The following is a 22,833-nucleotide window of genomic DNA, read 5'->3' on the forward strand; positions in this document are numbered from 1 at the left end:
CCGATCGTTGAATGTGATCTAAACCTGAACTATGACCAAGCCTTGGCCTCGACTATGATTATAGTCGAGACTAAGGCTTGGCTTTTTCTATTGCTAACACAACGATTCGGAAGGCGTGATTGAATGACAAGGACTATCGAGAATCTCTCCTTGTGGACGGGGATGAGCGGATCAGCTGATGATTATGCTCTTCTAAGACCCGATGCGGAGGCGATCTTTGAATACGGGGAGGCGCAGGATTGGCGGCCATGGGACGCGCTTTCGCTGGAGGTTTACCTTCCAAAGAATACGACGGTCCAGCTGACATTCCGTATTTATCCACTTGCAATTGGCAGACAGGAATATATTCCTTTTACGACGGTTGCCGTGGCAGTGAGCGGCGAAGGCTGGACCTCAATAGAAGTATCGTTCGCTGAATTCGATTATTCCCATGCTGTACCAGCATTTTGGCGCATGGTAAGCAGGGTGGGTTTGAAGGCTCAATTTGTTGCCGACGGACAAGCGGAGGAGCTGCAGGTCAGAAAGCTTCGGCTGAAGAAACTAGGTTGGATTTCCCTTGATGCGCAGCAGTTGTCCCGATCGGCTGAACCGGAGGAAACGGTCATCTATGACCTGTCGGTCCGCAATGAAACGGACGAAACGCAGGCTGTAGCCCTCAGCTTGGAACATTACGGGTACGAATCTATGGAGCTGCTGCTCCAACCGAAGCTGCTTCTGCTCGGTCCCGGCCAATCAGGCAAGGCTTCGCTGCGGACGGTGATTCATGATGGAATCGCTCCAGGCGGGTTTGAGAAACATGCGATTAAGGCAATACCGAATGGTAATGCTAACTATGCCAAACGACTGACCTTGTATACCGTACGAAAGCTCCGCCATCCTTACATCATTCATACGGAAGCCGGGTGGGAGCAGGTCAAGCGAAACGCCAAGACCTACGACTGGGCGAGGAAAGAGTTGGACAATTACGTCCGAATGGCGGAGGAATGGGTTGTCCCCGAGACGCAGGGAGCAGGAAAGCCTCATGCCTTCGAGCTGTCGCAGCGGTTTCATCTGCACGCGGCAGGCGTGGCCTGGAAGCTGACAGGACGCGCGGATTTGCTCGAAAAGGCGGTGCTGTTTCTGCGGCGATTCGCAGATCCTGAGACCGGATATCCGACTACGGATGCTCCGTTTCTACACATTTATGCCACTCGCGAAGAAAGAGCATTGCCGACTCCCAGGGCTGTAAAGGTAAGTACCGGCGGGCTCATACACGAAGGCGAATTGATGCTGGATATCGCTTCCATCTATGACTTGCTTTACGATGCGGAATGCTGGACGGAAGAAGACCGCCGCAGGATCGAGGTGGCGTTCCGACTCTTTATCGAGAAGGTCGATTGGATGATCACCGACGGGGATACGAATAATATTCCTTCAGGAGGCATGGTTGGAGCGTTCCTTTGCAGCTTAGTCATTCAAGACATGCATTGGATTCAGCGCTTCCTCCACGGACCGGGCGGTTTCGTTGACATGGTGGCAACCGGCGTCATGGATGACGGCTGGTATTTTGAAGGGGCAACCAATTATGTCATCTTGTTCGCCGATATGTTTACGCGCCTAGTTCAGGCCTGCGAGCCTTGGGGTCTCAATCTGAAAAACTGGCATGTGCCGCCTTCCTACCTAAGGAATGCGATGCTTTCGCCCTGGTCTATGCCGAAGGAAAAGCCTTTTCTCGGCATGTCCTTCGAGAAATTTGGCCCAGTTTGCCGTAATTACAGATCAGTGCGCGACGTCTGGGATGCGATGCTGCCTTTCATCGACGACCGCGGCATCCTGTTCGGCACCAACGACTCTACGGCGAAGGATATGGTGAAGTGGTACGATCTGGCTTATTATGTTTGGCGCGAGCCGAAATATACATCGGTAATTCACACTGCGGACAGACGCGATTTGATCTACGGCGTCGGGGAACTGCCCGAGCCGCCGGAAAGCCATGACGAACGATCCGTATATGCCGACAACGTCGGATTGGCTCTGCTGCGCTCACGCAAACCTGATGTTGCACCTTCCTCACAGCTACAGGCTGTGGTGAAATACGGCAGCCACGGCGGATACCACGGACATTTCGACAGAATGGGACTAACCGCTTTGATGAGGCATGGCAGAAATGCATACGGCCCGCTCGCCTCTTGGTTCGGCTATCATTCGTTTATGTTCAAGATGTGGGTGCAGGCTTCCATGTCTCACAATATGGTCGTCGTCGATGAGAGTATGCAGGAGCCGGTACCATCAGAGCGACTATTGTTCTACAGCGGCCCGATGCTGAACGTTTGTGCTGTCGAGACGTCAGCAAGGTGGAGCGATCCGCCGTACGGAGGCCAGACACCGTACCCCGAGACGTTTCCAGAGGAACGGAGTCTAATCGAAGGTCGCGACGTTCCGGTTCCCGCCATCGCCAGAAAACAGGGAGATATCGGAACGTATTCCGAGCCGGTTCTGCAGCGCAGGTTGGTCGCGGTGACGGATGATTACGTCGTAGTGGCGGACTACCTGCGGGGGGAAGAAACGCATACGTTCGACTGCCTTCATCATTATCAGGGTTTTCAAGAGCTTGCGGCAGAGCGGAAGCGGCACATTCGCCATACAGGCCAAATGAACGACGATCCTTACGGCTCCGGCCAGTTCATTACCTATTGCGATTGGTATGAATGTGAAGCTCCCGTACAAATTCGTTTTTCTCACCAATACGACCGGGTAAAGGACGATAGTGACGGCCGACACGCCATGTACAACGAAAATGGGCTTATGAATCTCCATGTGCATTCGCTTTGGCCGCGTCGGCAGGAGGTTATGACCGGTTGGTATGCCGAGGCCGACCAGATCAACAAGACGATAAGCTACAAGGTGTCGGGAGACGGAGTAACGCTGGCGGAAGGACGATTCGGCGCCTGGATATTGGGGAAAAGAAGCGTACAGATTGATCTTTCGGGCGTGAAGGAGCTTAAGCTGCAGGTCGATACGGATAGAGCAGCCAAGAAAACCGTCTTCTGGGGAGATCCCTTTGTGCTGACCAAGGACGGCCGCCGTATTCACCTCTCCGAATTGCCCGTCCGTTACGACAATGTAGATCGCGGGAACGGCATCGGTATCGATTACTATGGGGGTCCCGTACATGTTGAAGGGAAGAGCTACCGAAGGGCGCTGCCGTTCGAACCATTGGATTCCGGGCAGCCGGCCGAAGCAGTATTCGACTTGATCGGTCTTGATGTCGTCAGCTTCGAAGGGATCATCGGTGGTGATTATCCGTTAGGCGACGATACTGCCCGCAGGAAAACCGTTAGTGTCCGCAGCGTCGGCAAAGAAGCGTGCTTCCTGACGATTCTGGAACCTCACGAAGGAAACTCGGCGATTGTCTCGGCCGAAGCTTCCGCTCCGGGGGAGCTGAAGGTTTGTCTCGCCGACGGAAGGACGCAAGAGCTGTCGATCCGAGGCCTAGAAGGAGACGGGAAAAGCATTCACGTTCATGTCCGAGAGCTTATAAACGGCGTTATAATGCGTGAGGAAACAGCGGAATGAACGATAAATCGTTACTATTCAACCAAACTAGTGAGATTTTACACCCGGAGTTTGATGGGGAAATAAAGCTTTTATCCGAAATCCAAACTTTCGCCATGCCGACAATGGTTCTATAGTAAGGATGTAATAGCAGACAAGATAAGATTAAGGAGGAGGGATCAGGATGAGCGAGACGATGTCAGCGGCACGCCCTGAATACACAGGCAGCCGCATCAAGAAAAATCGCGGAGTCATCGGGCGCTTCTTTTATGAACTGCTCCGCAATAAATTTATGTACGCTTTAGCCCTTCCCGGGATGATATGGTTCTTTGTATTCGCTTATCTTCCAATGGGAGGCATTGTTATTGCTTTCCAGGACTTCAAAGTGGTAAAGGGGATAACGGGCAGTAAGTTCATCGGATTTAAAAATTTCGAGTTTTTCTTTCGATCAAGCGACTGGATCAAGGTAGTGAGCAACACGTTGTTTCTAAATATTTTATTCATTGTAATCGGAACGATTGCCGCCGTAGCCATTGCAATTATGGTGACGGAAATCAGCGGCAATACGTTCAAGAAAGTGACGCAGTCGGTCATGATCTTCCCGAACTTTCTGTCATGGACGGTTGTGGCTATGTTTATGACCGCATTCGTCGCGACGGATGGAGGCTTTATCAACCAATTTCTCGGGGTATTCGGTATCGCGCCGATCACTTTCTTGTCGTCGCCGCAATATTGGCCTGCCATTCTGGTGCTGCTGAAAATTTGGCATGGCGCCGGATTCGGCTCCATCATCTACATGGCCACAATTGCAGGAATCAACCCAGAGATATACGAATCCGCTTCAATGGACGGTGCCAGCCGCTGGCAGAAAATTCGCTTCATTACGCTGCCGTTATTAAAACCGACGATTATCTTGCTGACCATCCTGGCGGTTGGCGGCATATTCAACGGCGATTTCGGCTTGATTTATGCGATTATCGGACGCAACCCGATGCTGTATCCAACAACGGACGTCATTGATACTTATGTATTCCGCGCCTTGATGGACCTTGGAGACTTGGGGATGTCGGCCGCCGTTGGCTTTTTACAATCGTTCATCGGATTCGTACTTGTCATAACCGTCAATGCTGTCGCCAAGAAAGCGGCGCCGGATTCCGCCATTTTCTAGCAGGAAGGGAGTTTTAGAATGATCAAGGAAAGTTTACCAGATAAGCTGCTCAAAGCGGCATTTTACATCATCATCGCTGTCTTTTCAGCGTATTGTCTCGTTCCGTTCTATGCCGTTGTGGCCAACTCATTTACTTTAGAGTCTGAAATTGTAAGGAACGGGTATATGCTGTTGCCCAAGAAATTCAGTCTGGAAGCCTATAAGCTGATTTTTCAAGACAATACCATCTACAGAGCTTATGGTGTGACAATATTCGTTACATTAGTCGGCACGGCATTGTCAATGCTTTTCACCTGCGCATTGTCTTACGCCGTCTCATCGAAAGCGGTAAAGTACCGTAATGCAATCGCTTTCTACGTCTATTTCACAATGCTGTTCCATGGCGGCTTGGTCACCTCCTATCTGCTCATATCCAAATATTTGGGCATGAAGGATTCGATCTGGGTGCTGATTATTCCCGGCATGATTAGCGCGTGGAACATGTTTCTACTGCGGAACTTCTTTGCTACCATTGATGAATCGCTCGCGGAATCCGCCAAAATCGACGGAGCCAACGATGCCTATATTTTGTTCCGCATAATATTGCCGATTTCGCTTCCCGCAATCGCAACGATTGGCCTGTTCTATGCGTTAGGGTACTGGAACAATTGGTTTAACGCGCTTCTCTACATTAACGACGCGCATAAGTATCCGCTACAATATTTGATTCAGCGCATCATGAACAATTTGGATTATATCAACTCGGTGTCTCCGAACGCCAACGTAAGCATTCCGGATTACGTTCCTCCAGCGATAACAGTTAGGCTGGCAACGACGATCGTGACGATCGGTCCGATCATTCTCCTGTATCCGATTCTTCAGAAATATTTTGTCAAAGGCTTAATGGTCGGCGCAGTTAAAGGCTGAACCCGCCTATATGGCGGTTTAGTATAGATGACTTTCGAAGATAAAAAGGGAGGAATAACAAACATGAAAGCGAAAAAAATCTCTGTCGCACTCCTTGCACTAACTGTACTCGGAGTAACGGCATGCAGCAACAGTAAGCAGGATCAGGCAAGTCCAGCCGTGAACGGCTCCGGAAAGCAACCGGCGCTGGCGCCGATTACGTTGAAGGGAATGTTGTTCGGCGATCAGCCGAAGGACTTACAGCTGGTATTCGACGAATTTGAGAAGCGGACGAAGGATACCCTGAATACGAAGCTCAACATTCAATGGAATCCGATCAGCGATCATAAACAGAAGGTTAAGCTGATGATGGCCGCCGGTGAAGAGATGGATTTTGTTTTCGAGGCCGATTTTATAAGTCTGAAGGAGCTTGTGCCGCAGGGCGCCTATGCCCAGCTCGATAAATACTTCAATAATGACGCGTATCCGGGTCTCAAGAAAGCGTTTCCACCGGAATTTGTAGAATCGAACAAGCGGTTCGACGGACACCTGTACACGATTCCGTTCACGCAATATTTCTATGATATTCCCGTTGTCTACCTGCGCAAAGACCTGCGCGAGAAATATGGACTTCCGCCGATCAACAGCTACGACGATCTGCAGAAATTTTATGATAAGGTGCTGGAGAACGACAAAGGTATAACACCGCTTGCATTGCGAGGTAATAGAGGGTTCCAGGAGATTTTTCAAGGAGAAAATCCGGAGCTGCCGAATGTGGTGGTAGGCACGGGGGGAATTCCATCTATTATAAAATTGTCTGATGATTTGAAGAAGGTTGAGACCATTGTCTCGGTAGGCGATCCAGCATCGGAGTGGGCCAAGCTGCCGGCGCCTTACAATACACCTAAGACTGCATTCCCTCATTTAGATAAGTGGGCGGAGTGGAGCAAATACCTGGAAAAGGACGTCGTCAGCCAGAAGGATGATTTGGGTTACTTCATGTCCGGCAAAGCAGCATCTTATTATTCAACCTTGAACGCTTTCGCAAAAGACAGGAAAAAGCTGAAGGATACGATCCCTGGAGCGGATTTGGAAATGTTCGTGCTCAAAACGAAAGTTCGGGAGATGAAGCCGCATGCAATCGGTGTGGACTATGTATCGAACAACTCTGTTGCGATCCCGGCCACTTCCAAAAATATCGACAGAACGATGAAGTTCTTTGACGCGGTGTTCAGCAGCAGAGAAAATCACGATCTGCTTGAATACGGCATACCGGGCAAGCACTGGGAAGCGGTTGGCGACAATCAGATCAAATTGCTCGACGAAGCGAAAAATTACAATTTCCCTGGCTATGAGCTCACATGGAATCCTTCGATGATCCGACTGAGCACCGATCTGGACGAAAATACGAAAAAGTATTACGAATATTCAGCGAAACCGGATACGTATTATACGCCGACGCTGAAAAAATTCAAGTTCGACAACACCGCTGTTAAATCGGAAACCGCGAACATTGCTTCCAAAGTTGATCCATTCACCCAATTGCTCAAGGATGGTCAAATCAAGGATTGGGAAGCGCAGATGGCCAAGCTGAAGGTCGAGGTGGATGCGCTTGGCGGTGAGAAAGTCAACGCCGAAACGAAGAAGCAAATTCAAGCTTACCTTGACAAGGGCGGCAAGTAAACAAGTATAGGCAGGTTGGCCAACCGATCTCATCCGTTAGAGATGAGATCGGCTGCCACCAAGCCCTTCGCAGCAAGAGAAGGAGGAGATAGACAGGTTATACGGACGATAGTTCGGGTAGGATTGCTCATTTTTATTAAAAGGAGGACTTTATGCGTAAGATTTCATTTCATTTAGGAATTCTTTGGAAGCGTTTACTCGCGGTAGTTGCAGTAGTGAACATGCTTGCAACGCTTATGCCGATTAGCACGGCTGCGGCTGCGGACGAAACCGTCAGCACAGGATATCAAGTCGAAATCAATGAAACGATCACCAGTGGTTTTACACATCCGGGTGTCGGTTTAACCAAAGCCACACTTGAAAATATGAGAGCGGAGGTACTGGCGCAAAAGGAGCCTTGGTACTCCTATTATAAGGCAATGACCGTATCTTCTACCTCTTCAACAACGATTACGTCGAGCAACCAAAGCTCCACAGATCCGACAAAACCGGCGGTCACTTCTTTTGACAGTCAGGGCTTTAATCAGAGATTTATACAAGATGCTTTGAAGGCTTATACACAGACGCTTATGTATTATGTTACCGGCGATGAGGTTTATCGGGCAAATGCTATGCGTATTATCCGCATTTGGTCCCAGATGGATCCTACGAAATACGTATATTTTACTGATGCGCATATTCACACGGGAATACCTCTCAACCGGATGGTAACTGCGGCAGAAATCTTAAGGTATTCCAGTTATCAAACCGAAGAGCTGAAGTGGACGGATAAAGATACGGCCGATTTTACGGCTAATCTGATTACGCCGGTCATCGAAACCTTTCAGCATGAAAATAACCATTTCATGAATCAGCATAATTATCCGCTGCTGGGAGCAATGGCAGGTTATATCTTTACCGAAAACAGAGAGAGATATAATGAGGCTGTCGAATGGGCAACCGTTAATAAGACGGCTGTAAATCAGGGCTTCAATGGGTCCATTAAGCAATTATTTCGATTGATTGATACCAATGCAGCAACAGGCGAGAAATTGGATAAGCCGGTCGTTCAGCAAGTGGAGATGGGCCGAGACCAAGCTCATGGCGCTGGTGACTTAACGAATTCGGCCTTTCTGTCGCGTTTGTTTCTTGCCCAAGGCACCAAAGTCGACCCGGTGGAAGGCACTGTATCTACACAGGCCAATGCAGTAGGTTATTATGAGTTTCTGGATGATAGATTTTTAGCGGCCGCCGACTTCTTTTGGAAGTACATGCTTGGTTATGACACGCCGTGGGTACCAGTTGCATACTCCACTTACCCTGATGGAACGGTAAGAGGCATCTACCAAAAGTTCTCGGACTCTTACAGAGGAAGAACGAATACCGCTCTATTTTGGGATATGTACTATTACTATACGTATGTGAAAGGGATTAATGTAGCAGAGAAAGCGCCTTACTTATATGATGCATTTACCAAGAGAAGCCCATCCAATTATTACTATAAAGGGGCACTTACTCAAGCTTGGGAAAGCGTGGATGGAGGCGGAGATTTCTGGCTTTATATGCCAAAGGCAGCTGAGTCCGAGGGGGCAAAGTATCTTCCCAAGGAGCAAACAAGCGCTGCGCTGGTAGAAGTAGAAGACCGTTACACAGCATTTGACAACAATACGGCTACCAAACAAGAGGGAGATACTTCCTATGTGGAGTTTACGGCAACAGCTCAAGGAAGTGAAATTGCCGTACAGAATCTATCCTACGCTGATCGTACGAATTCCCGTCTTATTGGATTAAAATTTAGAACGGGCGGCCCGGCTACATTAGAGCTAAGCAACGGTGTAGCAGCACCATACTATACATTGGCGCTGCCGGATACACAGGGTCAGTGGAAATATGTGACCTATGACATGGGGATTAGCCAAGTTTCCTATGGTCAGCTTGATGGCGATTACAGCCTCGTGTATATGAATGTAAAAGGGGACGGAACGACGGTTGACTTTGACCACTTTAATGTTCAGGCAGGCACTGGGCTGACACCTCCTTCATTTAAAGCTGGAAATTCGGATTTGAATATTTTTGCCTTTGTCGGGTCGCCATTGACTTTGGATTTCTCCGCTACGGATTCTGGTACGACGGATACGGTTGCTTATCAGAGTGGCAATAAGCCGGAAGGCGCCGATTTAAATGCGAATACGGGCGCATTTTCGTGGCAGCCGACGCAAGCCGGAGCGTATTCCTTTATCGTTGAGGCTTCTGACGGCACAACGATTGCAACCAAGAAGGCCAATATTGTTGTAGGTAGTGACAGGGCTTCTGCCGTACAAGCGGCAATTGCGCCATATAATCCGAACACAAGTTACGTTTCAGGATCGCTGAATAATTTTAATACTGTATATAATAACACCATTGGTCAGATTCAGACTGCGTCAGATAGTGCCTTCTCTCAGCAATTGATAACTCTGAGGAGTGCGGTCGAAAGCCTTCAATTGTTGACGCCTTCATTACAAGCTGACGGAAGTATGGCTTATACCAATATGATTACATCCACCTTTGGCAATTCAATCTCTCTCCTCGTGGATGGTAACAATAATACTTTTCCAGTCTATACGCTGGCGCCGTATCCGAATTTGTACCATATCCTGGATTTCGGGCCGGACTATAAATTAACAGCTGATGCTTTTGCTATGCAAGGCAGAATGAATTTCGTGGATCGTATGGCAGGCATGACGGTATTCGGGTCCAATGACAAGGAAAACTGGACGCGAATAACACCGGAACAAACGGCGTTTACGGATGGCTTTTCAAAATTAGACGTAGCAGATGCATACAAAAATGAGAAATTCCGGTTTATCAAGTTAGAAATGATTGATCCACAGCCTGATGTTCTTCGCGGTAATATTCAGAACTTACTTGAATTGTCCGAATTAAGAATCTACGGCGAGCGCCATGAGATTAATAACAAACTAGAGTCGATTTCGATAGGTTCAGATAAGAGCGTCAATGGCAGAATAGTTTTAGGCAGTACGGTAAAATTAACGATTAAAGCAAAAGAAGCGATCAATAACGTTAGTGTCAAAATTCAAGGCCAGGATGCAGCGGTCAGCACGCAAGATAATATCAACTTTACGGCCCTGGCGACTTTGAATGAGAATGTACAAACGGGTATAGTGAAATTTACCATCGATTACAAAAAGAATGACGGAACAAATGGAGACACAACATATTTTACAACCGACAACTCCAAGCTTTACCTTGCTGATGAGTCGGATTTGATTCGCAATGTGGCTAGTATCACTAATTTAATTGATTCTACTACAAGTTCAGGAAGAACAGCAGCAGAAACCTTGAAACAGACGAATTATCTGTTTGACAACGATTTAAGTACGTCTTCCGATTATCGTTTAAACGGCGGCGGATCGGGAAGCTACATTACCTTTGACTTCAAGGAAGGTAATCAAACTGTGCTTTCGAGTGTAGAGCTTCTTGCAAGACAAGATAATAATCTATACAGCAGAATTAGGGGTGCAGTGGTTCAGGGATCCAACGATAATGCGACCTGGACAACTCTCTCGAAAGCAGCGACATCTACGATAGATTGGCAAACGCTGGCGATTAGCGGCACAGAATCTTACCGTTATATCCGTATTCTCAATTCAAATGGATGGTTTGGAAATATGGCTGAATTGAGATTCCATGGTGTTGTTAAGTCCCTAAGCAAAATCGAATCAGCTTCAATGAGTTCGGATCAAAACCTCAATAAAAGGATTGTTCCGGGCAACACGGTCAAATTAACAATCAAATCAAAAGAAGCGATCAATAACGTCAAGGTTGCCATTCAAGGCCAAGATGCAACGGTTACCACACAAGATAATATCAACTTTACGGCCGTGGCGACGTTGAATCAAGGCGCAGCAGCAGGACCAGTGAAATTCACCATTAATTACAAACAGCAAGATGGAGCGGATGGATTCCCCATCACGACTACTTCGGATAACACCACGCTGTTCCTGGCAGACGAGTCAGATTTGATTAGCAATGTAGCTAGTATCGCCAATTTAATTGATTCTACTTCAGGAAGAACGGCAGCAACCACATTGCAACAGGTGAATTATCTGTTCGACAGCAATTTAAGTACGAGTTCCGATTTCCGTTTGGGCAGCAGCTCCGGAACGGGAAGCTACATTACGTTTGACTTTAAAGCAGGCAATCAAGCTATGCTTTCGAGTGTAGAATTGCTGGGAAGACAAGACCAAAATTTATTTACCAGAATTAATGGTGCAGTGGTCCAGGGATCCAACGATAATACGACTTGGACAGCGCTTACAAAAGCAGCGGTATCTACAGCGGATTGGCAAAGCTTTGCGATCAGCAGCAAAGTACCGTACCGTTATATCCGTATTTACAATCCGACGGGGTGGTTCGGTAATATGGCTGAACTTAGATTGCATGGGGCAGTGAAAGCGGCAGACCTGACGCCTCCGGTTACAACGGATGATGCGCCGCAGGGATCGGTCAACAAGGATACGAAGGTAAGCTTCAATGCGACTGATGCAGATTCCGGCGTTGCCTCAACCTTTTTCAAAGTAGACGGAGGCGCACAACAAACCGGGAACTCGGTTACCTTGACTACCGAAGGAACGCATACGTTAGTGTATTGGAGCGTGGACTCGGCAGGGAATGTGGAACAGCCGCATACGGTTGCAGTAAACATTGATAAGACGGCTCCTGCCGATGCAACGTTGTCTGCAGATGTGATAACGCCGACCAACAGCGACGTTACCCTAACGATCGGCTATCCGGCTGATGCCGCTGTGATAGAGTACAAAGTTGGCGAAAGCGGTACATGGACAGCTTACGGGGCTCCTGTAGTTGTTTCAGCAAACGACACGGTGTATGCCAGAGGAACGGATGCTGCAGGCAACGTAAACAATGTAACCAGCTATGAGGTAAACAACATCGATCATGTAGCACCGGTAGATGCAATCATAGCTGTAGATACCACAGCGCCAACCAACCAAGGCGTCACCGTAACGATCAACTATCCGGCAGACGCTACAGTGAAAGAATACAAAGTTGGCGAAAGCGGTACATGGACAGCATACTCCGCTACAGTCATTGTTTCTGATAATGAAACCGTGTATGCGAGAGGAACGGATGCCGTAGGCAATGTGTCGAATGTAACAAGCATGACAGTTAGCAACATTTACAAGATTGCCCCTGTCACAACTGCAACGCTAAGCCCGGCTGCGCCAAACGGCAACAACAGCTGGTACACGACAGATGTATCGGTAAACTTATCCGTAAGCGCCAATGTATACGGAGGAGCTGTGACAACCGAATACCAAGTGAATGACGGTGCTTGGATCACCTACACTGGTTCCATTCCTGCCTTCGGTGAAGGGTCTTATAAGTTCGGTTACCGCAGCACGGATCAAGCAGGCAATGTAGAACAACTCAAAACCGTCGAGTTTAAGGTTGACAAGACGCAGCCATCATTAATCGTCCAATTGGATAAGACGTCGATTTGGCCGGCGGAACATAAAATGGTGACGATCAATGCCACGCTGAATTCGAGTGATGCTGTATCGGGTGTTGAGTCTGTGGTGTTAACCTCCATCACGAGCAATCAACCGGATAGCGGCCAAGGCGACATTCAGGCCAATTTCGGTACAGCCGCCACTTCATTTAGTTTACGTGCGGAAAAATCACGTATCTATACGATTACCTACACTGCAACCGATAAAGCGGGCAACAAAACGGTTACTTCCGTAACAGTCACAGTACCTCATGATCAATCCGATACTCAATAGTTAAATCGTGCCGATTCGTTGATAGTTATCGAAACCTGAACTATTCCTGGCCTTGGGCTTGACTATGATTAGAATAGAGCTCAAGGCCAGGCTGCTTTTATTGCTTACACATAATCACGATAACTTGGAGGAGAGTTGACATGCGAATCAACCGATTGAGAAAAAAACTTGTCTCGAAACTTATTTTAGGCTTGGCCTTACCTCTGGCTTTGTTCTCGGGAGCCGTCGGCCAGCCGCAGACAGCCGCTGCTGACGTCGACGCAAGCTTTGTCCATCCCGGCATGATCTTTACACAGGCTGATCTGGATCGCATGAAACAGCAAGTTGCTTCCAAACACGCTCCGGAAATTTACGAATGGAACAATCTGCAAGCGAATCCGACAGCTTCTTTGAATTTTACCTCAACCTATTATCCTATTGTTTACAGAAACGATCCCGTTAATGGGAATACAGGAAATACCAGCCTCTACTACAGCGCATCGGCAGCCCTTCTGGATGCTATCCAATGGTATATTAGCGGAGACCAAGCCTATGCGGATCATGCGATCCAAATTCTAAACGGCTGGTCCTACAATCTGACCTCCATCCAAGGTCATGACGCGCAATTGGCGGCCAGCATCTACGGGTACAAGCTGCTGAACGCCGCCGAGATTATTCGGTACAGCAATGCGGGGTGGTCCTCTGCGGATATAAGCAAATTCACCGACATGATGACGAACGTATTCTATCCGCTGACAAGCACGTACGGCCAGGTGAATGGCGGCTGGGCCAATGGAAACTGGGACGCCGTCGATACGGTCTTCAATCTCTCCTTCGGAATTTGGACGGGAAATAAAGAAATTTATAATCAAGCCGTAGATTATTATAAGAATGGTGCGGGCAACGGAACCGTCATGCACTATATCCAAAATGACGACGGCCAGGTTCAGGAAAGCGGGCGCGACCAAGATCACACTCAAGGGGGGCTCGCAGGTCTGGCCGAAGCGGCGCAGATTGGCTGGAACCAGAGGGTAGCGGTTCCGAGCGGCGGCGATATGTACTCGTATCCGAACAATACATACCGGTTGCTCAAAGGCATCGAATATACAGCGAAATATAACTTGGGTTACGATGTTCCTTACACACCAATCCCGGGTGTAGGCTATACGCTGGACGACATGTCGAAGGGCTTCTCGTGGATCCCCGGTTTGGCGATTTCGCCGAGAGGGCGGGGTAAATTCAGCCCCATATTCCATCAGGTCTATAACCTCTATGTTAATGATGCTGGTTTGCCGGATTCCATGCTGCCTTATACCAAACAAGTGATAGCGAGACAACCGTTTCAAGCGTTTGCTCTAGACTTCCCGTCGTACGGGGGATTGTTATTCAACAGCCAAGACACCCCGCATTCCGATCAGTGGGGCAAGTCGGAGACAATCACGATTACAAACCGCGGTGCGGGCAAATCTATCGTCGTCATTAACGATCAATCGCCAGCTTCCGTAGAACAGCAGTTCATCTCTGCGGCGGATGCCAATGTACGTGGAGGCACGTCTTCCAAAATCAACTATGGCGCGGACGCAACGATGACGAGCAAGCTATCTGCATCAGATTTCACGCGGGAAGCCTATCTCAAATTCGACCTGAGCGGATACGCAGGAACCAAGGTCGATTCCGCTACCGTGAGGCTTTACGCCACATCCGTAGGTGCCAATGTTGGCAATACGGAGGCCGATTATGTAGCGGACGATAGTTGGACCGAGAGCGGCATTACCTGGAGTACGAAACCGGCTTCCGACGCCGTTCTTGCCACTTGGCCAAAGCCGAAGGCAGCAGGCTTTATCCAATTTGACGTAACGAATCAATTGAACGCCGAACTGGCCCGATCCGGGGATAAGAAGCTTTCCGTCCGAATTCAATCTCTTCTTAATGGCGATGGAGTGGACTACAGCACCAAAGAGGCAACGACAGCCGGCAACCGGCCGACACTCATCCTCAAGAACGAGGCGATGTCGTACCGTTATGCTATCGAATACCTCGGCACAAGCAATTATTACGCGTACAGGTCGCTCGCCAACAACAAATATTTGACCGTGTTGTCGGACAGCACATTAGTGGCCAATTCGGACACTATCGGAACTGCACAAACGTTTGCTTACAGCAATAATGGTTCAGGCAACGTCATGCAGTCGATGCTGAACGGCAAATATGTGGCAGTCGATTCGGCAACGGGACAGTTGAAAGCGAATGTAGACAATGTAACTAACGATTACGGGAGATTCGATTATTTAACCCCGCTTGATTCGCCGGTTACAACAGCCGTATTGTCAAACGCGGCACCCGACTGGCAAAATGGGTGGTATGTGCATCCGGTTTCATTAGCGTTACCGGCATCCCCTTCGGTACTTCCGGTGAAAAACACCGTTTATACCCTTAATGAAGGGCAAACTTGGCAAACCTATGAGGGACCGATTACGTTCAATCAAGACGGCAAGTATTCGGTTTGGTATGAATCAAGAGATATCGGGGGCGGCGTAGAAATTGCCCGCAACGTCTTATTCAAACTGGATACGACCGCACCTGCCGATGCTACCTTTGTTGCAGATGTGACATCGCCGACCAACAGCGACGTCACCGTAACGATCAGTTATCCGGATGACGCAGAAGTGAAGGAATACAAAGTGGGCGATAACGGCACATGGACAGCATACGGTGCTCCAGTGGTTGTTTCCGCAAACGACACGGTGTATGCAAGAGGAACGGATGCAGCGGGCAATGTATCCAATGCAACCCATTATGTGGTCAGCAATATCGATCATATAGCACCGGTAGATGCAATTTTAGCTGTAGATACCACAGCGCCGACCAACCAAGGTGTCACTGTAACGATCAGTTATCCGGCTGATGCGTCGGTGAAAGAATACCAAGTGGGCGACAGCGGGACTTGGACAGCATACACAGCACCAGTCGTCGTTTCCGATAATGACACCGTGTATGCAAGAGGAACGGATGCCGTAGGAAACGTATCCAATGTCACCAGCATGACAGTAAGCAACATCTATAAGATTGCCCCTGTAACAGCCGCAACGTTAAGTCCGGCTGCGCCTAACGGCAAGAACAGCTGGTATACAACGGATGTTACGGTAAGCTTATCCGTGAGTGCGAATGTATACGGAGGGGCTGTGACAACCGAATACCAAGTGAATGACGGTGCTTGGATCACCTACACCGATTCCATTCCTGCCTTCGGTGAGGGGACGTATAAGTTCGGTTACCGCAGTAAGGATCAAGCAGGCAATGTCGAACAACTCAAAACCGTTGAGTTTAAGGTTGACAAAATGGTGCCATCATTTACGGTCCAATTGGATAAGACGTCGATTTGGCCGGCAGATCATAAGATGGTGACGATTCAAGCCACACTGAATTCGAGTGATGCTGCATCGGGCATTGAATCTGTTGTGTTAACGTCCATCACGAGCAATGGGCCGGATAGCGGTCAAGGCGACATTCAGGCCGCTTTCGGTAAATCCGCCACTTCATTTAGCTTGCGTGCGGAAAAATCACGTATCTATACCATCACGTATACAGCTACCGACAAAGCGGGCAACAAAACGGTTGCTTCTGTAACCGTCACAGTACCTCATGATCAATCCGATAATCACTAAAAAGAATCATGCTGCGGGAGGAAGGCCTTAGTGCCTTCCTCCCAATAAAAGAGGCAATCTAATCGATCTTTAACATGATTCCCTTTTGCTTAATAACTTGAGTGTTGCGAAAATATTGCTGTCAGCTAACAACGGATAAGGCAATAAATTGAGAAGCTTCGTCGAATGAATAACCAGAAGAAGGACATCACCCTTGGATAGAGTAATTGTTGTTCACCACAAACCACAATTTCCAAGAAAAAGGAGATGTCCCACTCTCATGGCATCCCTCTACCTGCCTATCGTCAAGTACATTTTAGCTTTGAAGCTGGAATTTTCTAAACCGCAGCTTGGTCATCTGTTTACTCTCGTTCACGGCATCATTCTTTGTGCCGGTCGTAAAAATATTACACAAATTCAGCAAGCTGCCCGAGGAGATCGTCACCTCAGCTTTCAATATTCACACGAAGCTGGAAAATCGGTCTGGTGCCACTGTATTGTCACTGCTCACGTTGTAAGTGAAGACTGTTCCTATGCCTGGGATTTCTGCCCATATTACCGTGAAGAATATTGCGATGAACACCGTCTGACATTTTCGTCTCGTATCGGATGAACTTTTAGGAACAGATGAAGGACCGCAAGGACCTCAAGGCGCTACAGGCGCTCAAGGACCTCAAGGCGCTACAGGCGCTCAAGGACCTCAAGGACCTCAAGGACCTCAAGGACCGCAAGGACCGCAAGGACCTCAAGGACCGCAAGGACCGCAAGGACCGCAAGGAACTCAAGGACCGCAAGGACCTCAAGGAGAACAAGGACCGCAAGGACCTCAAGGACCGTAAGGAACTCAAGGAGAACAAGGACCTCAAGGACCTCAAGGACCTCCTCCTGTGACAGTTCTTTATGTATCAAATGCTGGGGGTGACACGGTAGAAATTTATGATATTTCCACTCCAACAGCTCCTGTACATCTATCGGATTTTAATGGAGGAAATTTAAGTCAACCTAATGGAATGGCTATAACAGGTACCACGCTTTATGTAGCAAATGCTGGCAATGACACGGTAGAAATTTATGATATTTCCACTCCAACAGCTCCTGTACATCTATCGGATTTTAATGGAGTAAATTTAAGTATTCCTAGAGGCTTGGCAATAACAGGTACCACGCTTTATGTAGCGAATGATGGCAATAACACGGTAGAAATTTATGATATTTCTACTCCAACATCTCCTGTACGTCTATCGGATTTTAATGGAGGAAATTTAAGTACTCCTAGAGGCTTGGCAATAACAGGTACCACGCTTTATGTAGCAAATTTTGGTAATAACACAGTAGAAATTTATGATATTACCACTCCAACAGCTCCTGTACGTCTATCGGATTTTAATGGAGGAAATTTAAGTGGTCCTACTGGCTTGGCAATAACAGGTACCACGCTTTATGTAGCAAATTTTGGTAATAACACAGTAGAAATTTATGATATTACCACTCCAACAGCTCCTGTACGTCTATCGGATTTTAATGGAGGAAATTTAAGTGTTCCTGCCGGCTTGGCAATAACAGGTACCACGCTTTATGTAGCAAATTTTGGTAATAACACAGTGGAAATTTATGATATTACCATTCCAACAGCTCCTGTACGTCTATCGGATTTTGGTGCGGGAGATTTAGGTTCTCCTTTCGGATTGGCTATTTTTACGGTATAGGCTAAAGAGTTCTGTTACAACAAAAACTAAAAGTAAACAAATTGCCCCTATAGAGGGAGGATGTATATAATATACAAATTTAGTTAACATAATCAGATCTTATAGGTACTGAAAAAAGGATCTTCAAATCGAAGATCCTTTTAGCTGTTATTTAACTAAAGCACCTTAGTTCATATTAACTCTCATCACTTGATTTAAGTTACTTTTATTATATTTAAGTTACTTAATTCAAAAATCGATTTTTATTTGCAGGATTTTTAAAATATCCCCCCAATACCTTTCTACATTTACAAGGGGTTTTTAGTATGAAGACTAGATTTTCTACATGAATACTCTATACAAATCTAGTTAACATAAACACAACTATAAGAAGTTAGTAAAAACGCCAATCCCTTATGGTTCAAGGGATTGGCCTTTGGTCATTTTTTATCGTTTATGCAGGATTTTATACATCCTTGATTTAGTAAGGGTTTGTCGGCTTGTAAGACTTCTATAACAGAACTATTTTTTGCATGAAAACCTGTATAAAAGAAATCTCTACTTTAAGCTTTTTCAAGGTATCGTATATTTTGACAAAATTTTTGTTTGGTATGTTATATACTAGTTTTTGTTTTTATCAGTATGGAGGGGTAAGGGCTAAATGACTGAACTGGTAATTAAAAAAGAGAATAATGAGACTTTGACATATGTGGTAGAATGTTGCTTTGCTAGTAAATAGCAGTAGTAATAGCAGTAGTTATTAGGGTCATAACATCATGACTTTGCTCTTTTTCTTCTATGACGTCATGACTGTTATTCTTCTGTTTTGTACTTCCTATCATTTTTGCGACAGACTCAAGGGTCATGCCGTCATACTTGCTTAATTCAATGAATCCTTTAAACATACTTTTTTTATTCTTCAAGATGCTTTCTTTTTTGTTTTTTAAAATTTACTCTTAGTAAAATTACGAATGTATTCTTGAGCTATCCTGGCTTACTTAGTTATCATGAACGAAACTAGCCCCTCACTCGTAGGAAATAGGATACAGCAATTATAAGTGTATACGACATGCATTATTAGTTAACATAATGAGACGTTATCGGCATTGAAAAAGGATCTTCGACTGGAAGATCCTTTTTCAATGCCCTTTAGCCTAATTTAATGTGTTTTTGCACACCCTAAAATTCCCCAACATACAATTAATAGACAATGGTTCCAATTTCATTTGCTACACTTCTGAAACCACCGTATAGGTGGTTTTTTAGTTGAACAGGATCTCGAAGATATTTCATGAATACTCTATACAAATCTAGTTACATAAAACCGATTATAGGCAATTAAAAAGGCTTTGGATTCTATTAAATCCAAGGCTTTTTTAATGCAATATAAGTAAGCGTCAAATGCTCCCCACATTTAATATCTCAATAGTCCATGAGAAAATGAGCATATCCTAAATCAAGGTGGTTATCTCATGGACAAACAGCAACGTTTGCAAGAATGGTCGGCTAGGATCACAGATTTTAAATCTAGCGGACTGACCATGCCCGCTTGGTGCCAAGCACATGGCCAAACCATTCACCAATTAAAATACTGGCTTCGGAAATTGAACGAACCGTCTTCCTCTACTTCTTCATCTTCTAATTGGCTACCTCTCGCCATTCATAATCCTTCTGCCGAGGTTTCCTCGCCTTCATCTTCTCTCACAGTCCGTGTTGGACTCGCCGGGATTGAAGTTCATACTGGTTTTAACCCCGAACTGCTTCGTGAAATCGTTCGGGTACTAGAATCGTCATGTTGACACTAGCTAACATCGACCGCGTTTATTTGGCCTGCGGCAGCACCGATCTTCGAAAATCTATCGATGGCTTAGCTGCACTTGTGCAAGCTGGCTTTGAACTCGATCCCTTCTCCAGCAGCCTTTTCGTATTCTGTAATCGCCAGAGGGATAAGCTGAAAATGCTCTTTTGGGAACACAACGGGTTTTGGTTATTCTATCGCCGGTTGGAGCGTGGTACGTTTGGCTGGCCTGTGGAACCGGAGGCTACGCCGATGGTAATCACGCCTCGCGAGCTCCGTTGGCTTCTTGACGGTTTGTCGTTGGAACAAAAGAAAGCACATCCATTCTGAAAATCGTCCGGTAGGTGGAGTCAGACCCACCCAACAAGTGACGGTTAAATTTGTTAATCAAGATTCCGTCAATTCCTCCACTGTTTTAGTACAGGGGTATTTCTTAAACGGGATCAGAACGTTGTATGTACTAGAAACAGTATCACTAACTCCCAATGAAGTTGCGACGAGAAATTATTTTGCCAACTTTGATGCATTTGAATTCGTTTTTACAACAAGTGGTCCAGCAGCAGAAAGTACTGAAATTTCAGTTTGGGGGAAAAATGCGTCTGGACAGTTAGTAACGGCTCATCGTCTTGTATCGGATGAACTTTTGGGATCAGAAGTGGTTGGACCGCAAGGACCTCAGGGTGAACAAGGACCACAAGGCGCACAAGGACCTCAAGGCGAACAAGGACCACAAGGACCTCAAGGCGAACAAGGACCTCAAGGCCCATCAGGCCCACCAGGCCCGTTCCCCCCCTGCGGCATGCCGTCCTGCGAGTGGTCTGAGAGTCCGAACAATCCAATTTACAATCCACCTGCACCGGAAAGAGCATTTTACCAGACTGTACGTTATAGAGCAGACGAATTTACACCTTTTGGACCATCTGCTTTTTATAAGATGTGGTACGACTTTGCCAGTGCCGGTGGAATTGCTCTTGCTCTCTCACCAGACGGAATAAATTGGACGTTTAATTCTAATATGAGCGGTCTAATTGCTGCAGCTCGCCATTCCAGGGTATTGTTCGATGCAGATGGGTTCGGAACAGGTACCCCGTATAAAATATGGTACTGGGATAGTACTTTTACAACCGTTGATCCGGGTAGTCCTTCAATTCTTCAAATGATGCGAACCGCCAGCTCACTCGATGGGATCAATTGGGTCGGGGACACCACCCTTGTCCAAGACACTACTGCACCTTTGATAACCACCCCAGGTAATTTTGACGGAGCGAGTACAGGGCCCGGAGACGTATTGTTTTTTCCTGGTAATCCATCTGTCATCGATCCGGTCAACCCATTCAATAACCGGTTTGTCATGTATTATAATATCAACGACGGTTTTGTTGAACGATTGGCACTGGCAGTTTCAACTGACGGTATAACATGGAGGAGGGCAGGACCTCCTATCATTCTAGACGTTGGTGGCCCAGGAGCGTGGGATGAAAACAAAGCGACGATTCACGTTGCGGTTTTGCGCTTAACTCCTACCAATTTTATGATGTGGTACAGCGGTGGAATCAATGAGAGTCATGAAGGGATCGGCTGCGCATCTTCCATGGACGGTTTGAATTGGACCAAATTCCCCGGAAATCCGATCTTCAGCATCAATGACGGTGTTTTATGGAGAAATAACCGTACGTATGACCCTTGGGTGTTGTTTGACCCACAAAGATTTAGCGGCCATGGAGATACCGTTTGTTTCAAATTCTGGATGACGGGCGCCCCTGCTGCGGATCCTAATGACATTAACATTGGTTACGCCACTAATTTACTAGGATAAGGGCGCAACAGGTTAGCCAGTCCTAACTGCCACGCAGCAGTCTTTTGTTCAAGCAATGGCTATTAATTAAATGCGGAAAACTATAGCTTAATAACGGCAGCGGCAGTCTAAACATAATTTTCATGTTCTGGCTGCTGCTGTGTATTTTACTTTGGTTGGTCTAATACTTATTTTTAGGGAACTGACGTTAATTCCTCTTAGAAAGCCCCAATCTACGGGGTTAGTCAGTCTAATACTTTAAATTTGACAGCGGGAGGCAAGGTTCTTCCTTCCGTTATTCAGATGTAAATGTAAACACAACATCATGGTTATACACAGCAGCTGGTGTATGGTTCTGCAAGGATGTGTAGATGAATGTAGCTTCCGACACCTTTCCGCGTCTCACGCGGGCTGTTGTAATCATTCAAATACCAGGCTTCCACTTTGCTAGCCCCCGTTTCATCGTTTCTAGTACAAAGCCAATCTCCAAGCTTTTATCGAGCTGCCAGTCCACGATATAGCGGGAATACCAGTCCATCACGGCATAGAGTCCCATTTCACGCATATAGCGTCGAACGGTATTCTTATGAATCGCATCGTTCTCACGATTCATGATGGAAGCTATCGTTCGATACCCTATGAAAGGATGCTTCGTATAAAGCTCATCAATCCGGTGTTTGAGGCGTATTTCCTCTGGAGATGGAGGAATCGGTTTGTAATTCAGGCTGGTGCGGTTCAGGCTTAGAAGATCCGCTTGTACGATGATTGCGTGTTCGGGGCAGTCCATTCCAACAAGTCTATTCGTTCCTCGTGGGATAGGTTAGAAGATTTTTTTTTTGAGCCACGACAATTGAGTGGTCAGTCTGCCAACTTCGC

At 46.9% G+C, this 22,833-nt stretch carries 15 protein-coding genes; 12 read left to right on the plus strand and 3 right to left on the minus strand.

What is annotated here, in order from left to right; all coding sequences use genetic code 11:
• The first annotated feature begins 123 nt into the window (after window positions 1-123).
• From QFZ77_RS16050 to QFZ77_RS16090, 9 genes are all read left to right on the plus strand, one after another.
• Window positions 124-3,555 (plus strand): hypothetical protein, encoded by a 3,432-nt coding sequence (locus QFZ77_RS16050; RefSeq protein WP_307440985.1) that lies wholly within the window; start codon window positions 124-126, stop codon window positions 3,553-3,555.
• Between the two features lie 163 nt (window positions 3,556-3,718).
• A complete protein-coding gene (locus QFZ77_RS16055) occupies window positions 3,719-4,702 on the plus strand; it encodes an ABC transporter permease (protein ID WP_307440986.1) in 984 nt (327 codons plus the stop codon).
• A gap of 18 nt (window positions 4,703-4,720) precedes the next feature.
• On the plus strand, window positions 4,721-5,608 hold the full coding sequence (locus tag QFZ77_RS16060) for a carbohydrate ABC transporter permease (protein WP_307440987.1): 888 nt from the start codon (window positions 4,721-4,723) through the stop codon (window positions 5,606-5,608).
• A 63-nt stretch (window positions 5,609-5,671) separates the two neighbouring features.
• Complete coding sequence (locus QFZ77_RS16065) at window positions 5,672-7,270, plus strand: ABC transporter substrate-binding protein (RefSeq protein WP_307440988.1); 1,599 nt, start codon at window positions 5,672-5,674, stop codon at window positions 7,268-7,270.
• 152 nt (window positions 7,271-7,422) lie between these two features.
• The gene (locus QFZ77_RS16070) at window positions 7,423-13,056 is read left to right on the plus strand and encodes an OmpL47-type beta-barrel domain-containing protein (protein WP_307440989.1); all 5,634 of its coding nucleotides are present in this window, start codon (window positions 7,423-7,425) and stop codon (window positions 13,054-13,056) included.
• A gap of 140 nt (window positions 13,057-13,196) precedes the next feature.
• Window positions 13,197-16,700 (plus strand): OmpL47-type beta-barrel domain-containing protein, encoded by a 3,504-nt coding sequence (locus QFZ77_RS16075; protein ID WP_307440990.1) that lies wholly within the window; start codon window positions 13,197-13,199, stop codon window positions 16,698-16,700.
• A gap of 193 nt (window positions 16,701-16,893) precedes the next feature.
• Window positions 16,894-17,292 carry a hypothetical protein gene (locus QFZ77_RS16080; protein ID WP_307440991.1) on the plus strand — a complete coding sequence of 133 codons (399 nt, stop codon included), beginning with the start codon at window positions 16,894-16,896 and terminating at the stop codon, window positions 17,290-17,292.
• Between the two features lie 14 nt (window positions 17,293-17,306).
• Window positions 17,307-17,570: a hypothetical protein gene (locus QFZ77_RS16085; protein ID WP_307440992.1), complete on the plus strand. Its 264-nt coding sequence runs from the start codon at window positions 17,307-17,309 to the stop codon at window positions 17,568-17,570.
• A gap of 119 nt (window positions 17,571-17,689) precedes the next feature.
• Window positions 17,690-18,385 (plus strand): LVIVD repeat-containing protein, encoded by a 696-nt coding sequence (locus QFZ77_RS16090; RefSeq protein WP_483874775.1) that lies wholly within the window; start codon window positions 17,690-17,692, stop codon window positions 18,383-18,385.
• Window positions 18,386-19,092: 707 nt separating this feature from the next.
• On the opposite strand, the gene QFZ77_RS16095 is transcribed toward QFZ77_RS16090, so the two are convergent.
• Window positions 19,093-19,287, minus strand: a complete 195-nt coding sequence (locus tag QFZ77_RS16095) for a hypothetical protein (protein WP_307440994.1) — start codon at window positions 19,285-19,287, stop codon at window positions 19,093-19,095.
• 549 nt (window positions 19,288-19,836) lie between these two features.
• On the opposite strand from QFZ77_RS16095, the gene tnpA reads away from it, so the two are divergent.
• The 3 genes from tnpA to QFZ77_RS16110 all read left to right on the plus strand — a co-directional run bounded on the left by tnpA (window position 19,837) and on the right by QFZ77_RS16110 (window position 21,978).
• Window positions 19,837-20,163, plus strand: a complete 327-nt coding sequence (gene tnpA, locus QFZ77_RS16100; protein ID WP_307440995.1) for an IS66 family insertion sequence element accessory protein TnpA — start codon at window positions 19,837-19,839, stop codon at window positions 20,161-20,163.
• Window positions 20,157-20,492, plus strand: a complete 336-nt coding sequence (gene tnpB, locus QFZ77_RS16105; protein WP_307440996.1) for an IS66 family insertion sequence element accessory protein TnpB — start codon at window positions 20,157-20,159, stop codon at window positions 20,490-20,492. The genes tnpA and tnpB overlap by 7 nt, the downstream gene beginning before the upstream one ends.
• A 121-nt stretch (window positions 20,493-20,613) precedes the next feature.
• Window positions 20,614-21,978 carry a glycoside hydrolase family protein gene (locus tag QFZ77_RS16110; protein ID WP_307440997.1) on the plus strand — a complete coding sequence of 455 codons (1,365 nt, stop codon included), beginning with the start codon at window positions 20,614-20,616 and terminating at the stop codon, window positions 21,976-21,978.
• A gap of 274 nt (window positions 21,979-22,252) precedes the next feature.
• On the opposite strand, the gene QFZ77_RS16115 is transcribed toward QFZ77_RS16110, so the two are convergent.
• Together QFZ77_RS16115 and QFZ77_RS16120 are read right to left on the minus strand one after the other, a co-directional pair.
• Complete coding sequence (locus QFZ77_RS16115; protein WP_307440998.1) at window positions 22,253-22,381, minus strand: hypothetical protein; 129 nt, start codon at window positions 22,379-22,381, stop codon at window positions 22,253-22,255.
• Window positions 22,382-22,744, minus strand: a complete 363-nt coding sequence (locus QFZ77_RS16120; RefSeq protein WP_307440999.1) for an IS3 family transposase — start codon at window positions 22,742-22,744, stop codon at window positions 22,382-22,384. It lies immediately after the preceding gene.
• Window positions 22,745-22,833: the final 89 nt, after the last annotated feature.

It is taken from the genome of Paenibacillus sp. V4I3, assembly GCF_030817215.1.
Classification (GTDB): domain Bacteria; phylum Bacillota; class Bacilli; order Paenibacillales; family NBRC-103111; genus Paenibacillus_E.

What these genes read in the sequence shown, in the direction of transcription:
- QFZ77_RS16050 (WP_307440985.1), top strand. Translation starts at nt 124, where the DNA reads ATGACAAGGACTATCGAGAATCTCTCCTTGTGGACGGGGATGAGCGGA.
- QFZ77_RS16055 (WP_307440986.1), top strand. Translation starts at nt 3,719, where the DNA reads ATGAGCGAGACGATGTCAGCGGCACGCCCTGAATACACAGGCAGCCGC.
- QFZ77_RS16060 (WP_307440987.1), top strand. Translation starts at nt 4,721, where the DNA reads ATGATCAAGGAAAGTTTACCAGATAAGCTGCTCAAAGCGGCATTTTAC.
- QFZ77_RS16065 (WP_307440988.1), top strand. Translation starts at nt 5,672, where the DNA reads ATGAAAGCGAAAAAAATCTCTGTCGCACTCCTTGCACTAACTGTACTC.
- QFZ77_RS16070 (WP_307440989.1), top strand. Translation starts at nt 7,423, where the DNA reads ATGCGTAAGATTTCATTTCATTTAGGAATTCTTTGGAAGCGTTTACTC.
- QFZ77_RS16075 (WP_307440990.1), top strand. Translation starts at nt 13,197, where the DNA reads ATGCGAATCAACCGATTGAGAAAAAAACTTGTCTCGAAACTTATTTTA.
- QFZ77_RS16085 (WP_307440992.1), top strand. Translation starts at nt 17,307, where the DNA reads ATGAAGGACCGCAAGGACCTCAAGGCGCTACAGGCGCTCAAGGACCTC.
- QFZ77_RS16090 (WP_483874775.1), top strand. Translation starts at nt 17,690, where the DNA reads ATGGCTATAACAGGTACCACGCTTTATGTAGCAAATGCTGGCAATGAC.
- tnpA (WP_307440995.1), top strand. Translation starts at nt 19,837, where the DNA reads ATGGACAAACAGCAACGTTTGCAAGAATGGTCGGCTAGGATCACAGAT.
- tnpB (WP_307440996.1), top strand. Translation starts at nt 20,157, where the DNA reads ATGTTGACACTAGCTAACATCGACCGCGTTTATTTGGCCTGCGGCAGC.
- QFZ77_RS16115 (WP_307440998.1), bottom strand. Translation starts at nt 22,381, where the DNA reads ATGATTACAACAGCCCGCGTGAGACGCGGAAAGGTGTCGGAAGCTACA.
- QFZ77_RS16120 (WP_307440999.1), bottom strand. Translation starts at nt 22,744, where the DNA reads ATGGACTGCCCCGAACACGCAATCATCGTACAAGCGGATCTTCTAAGC.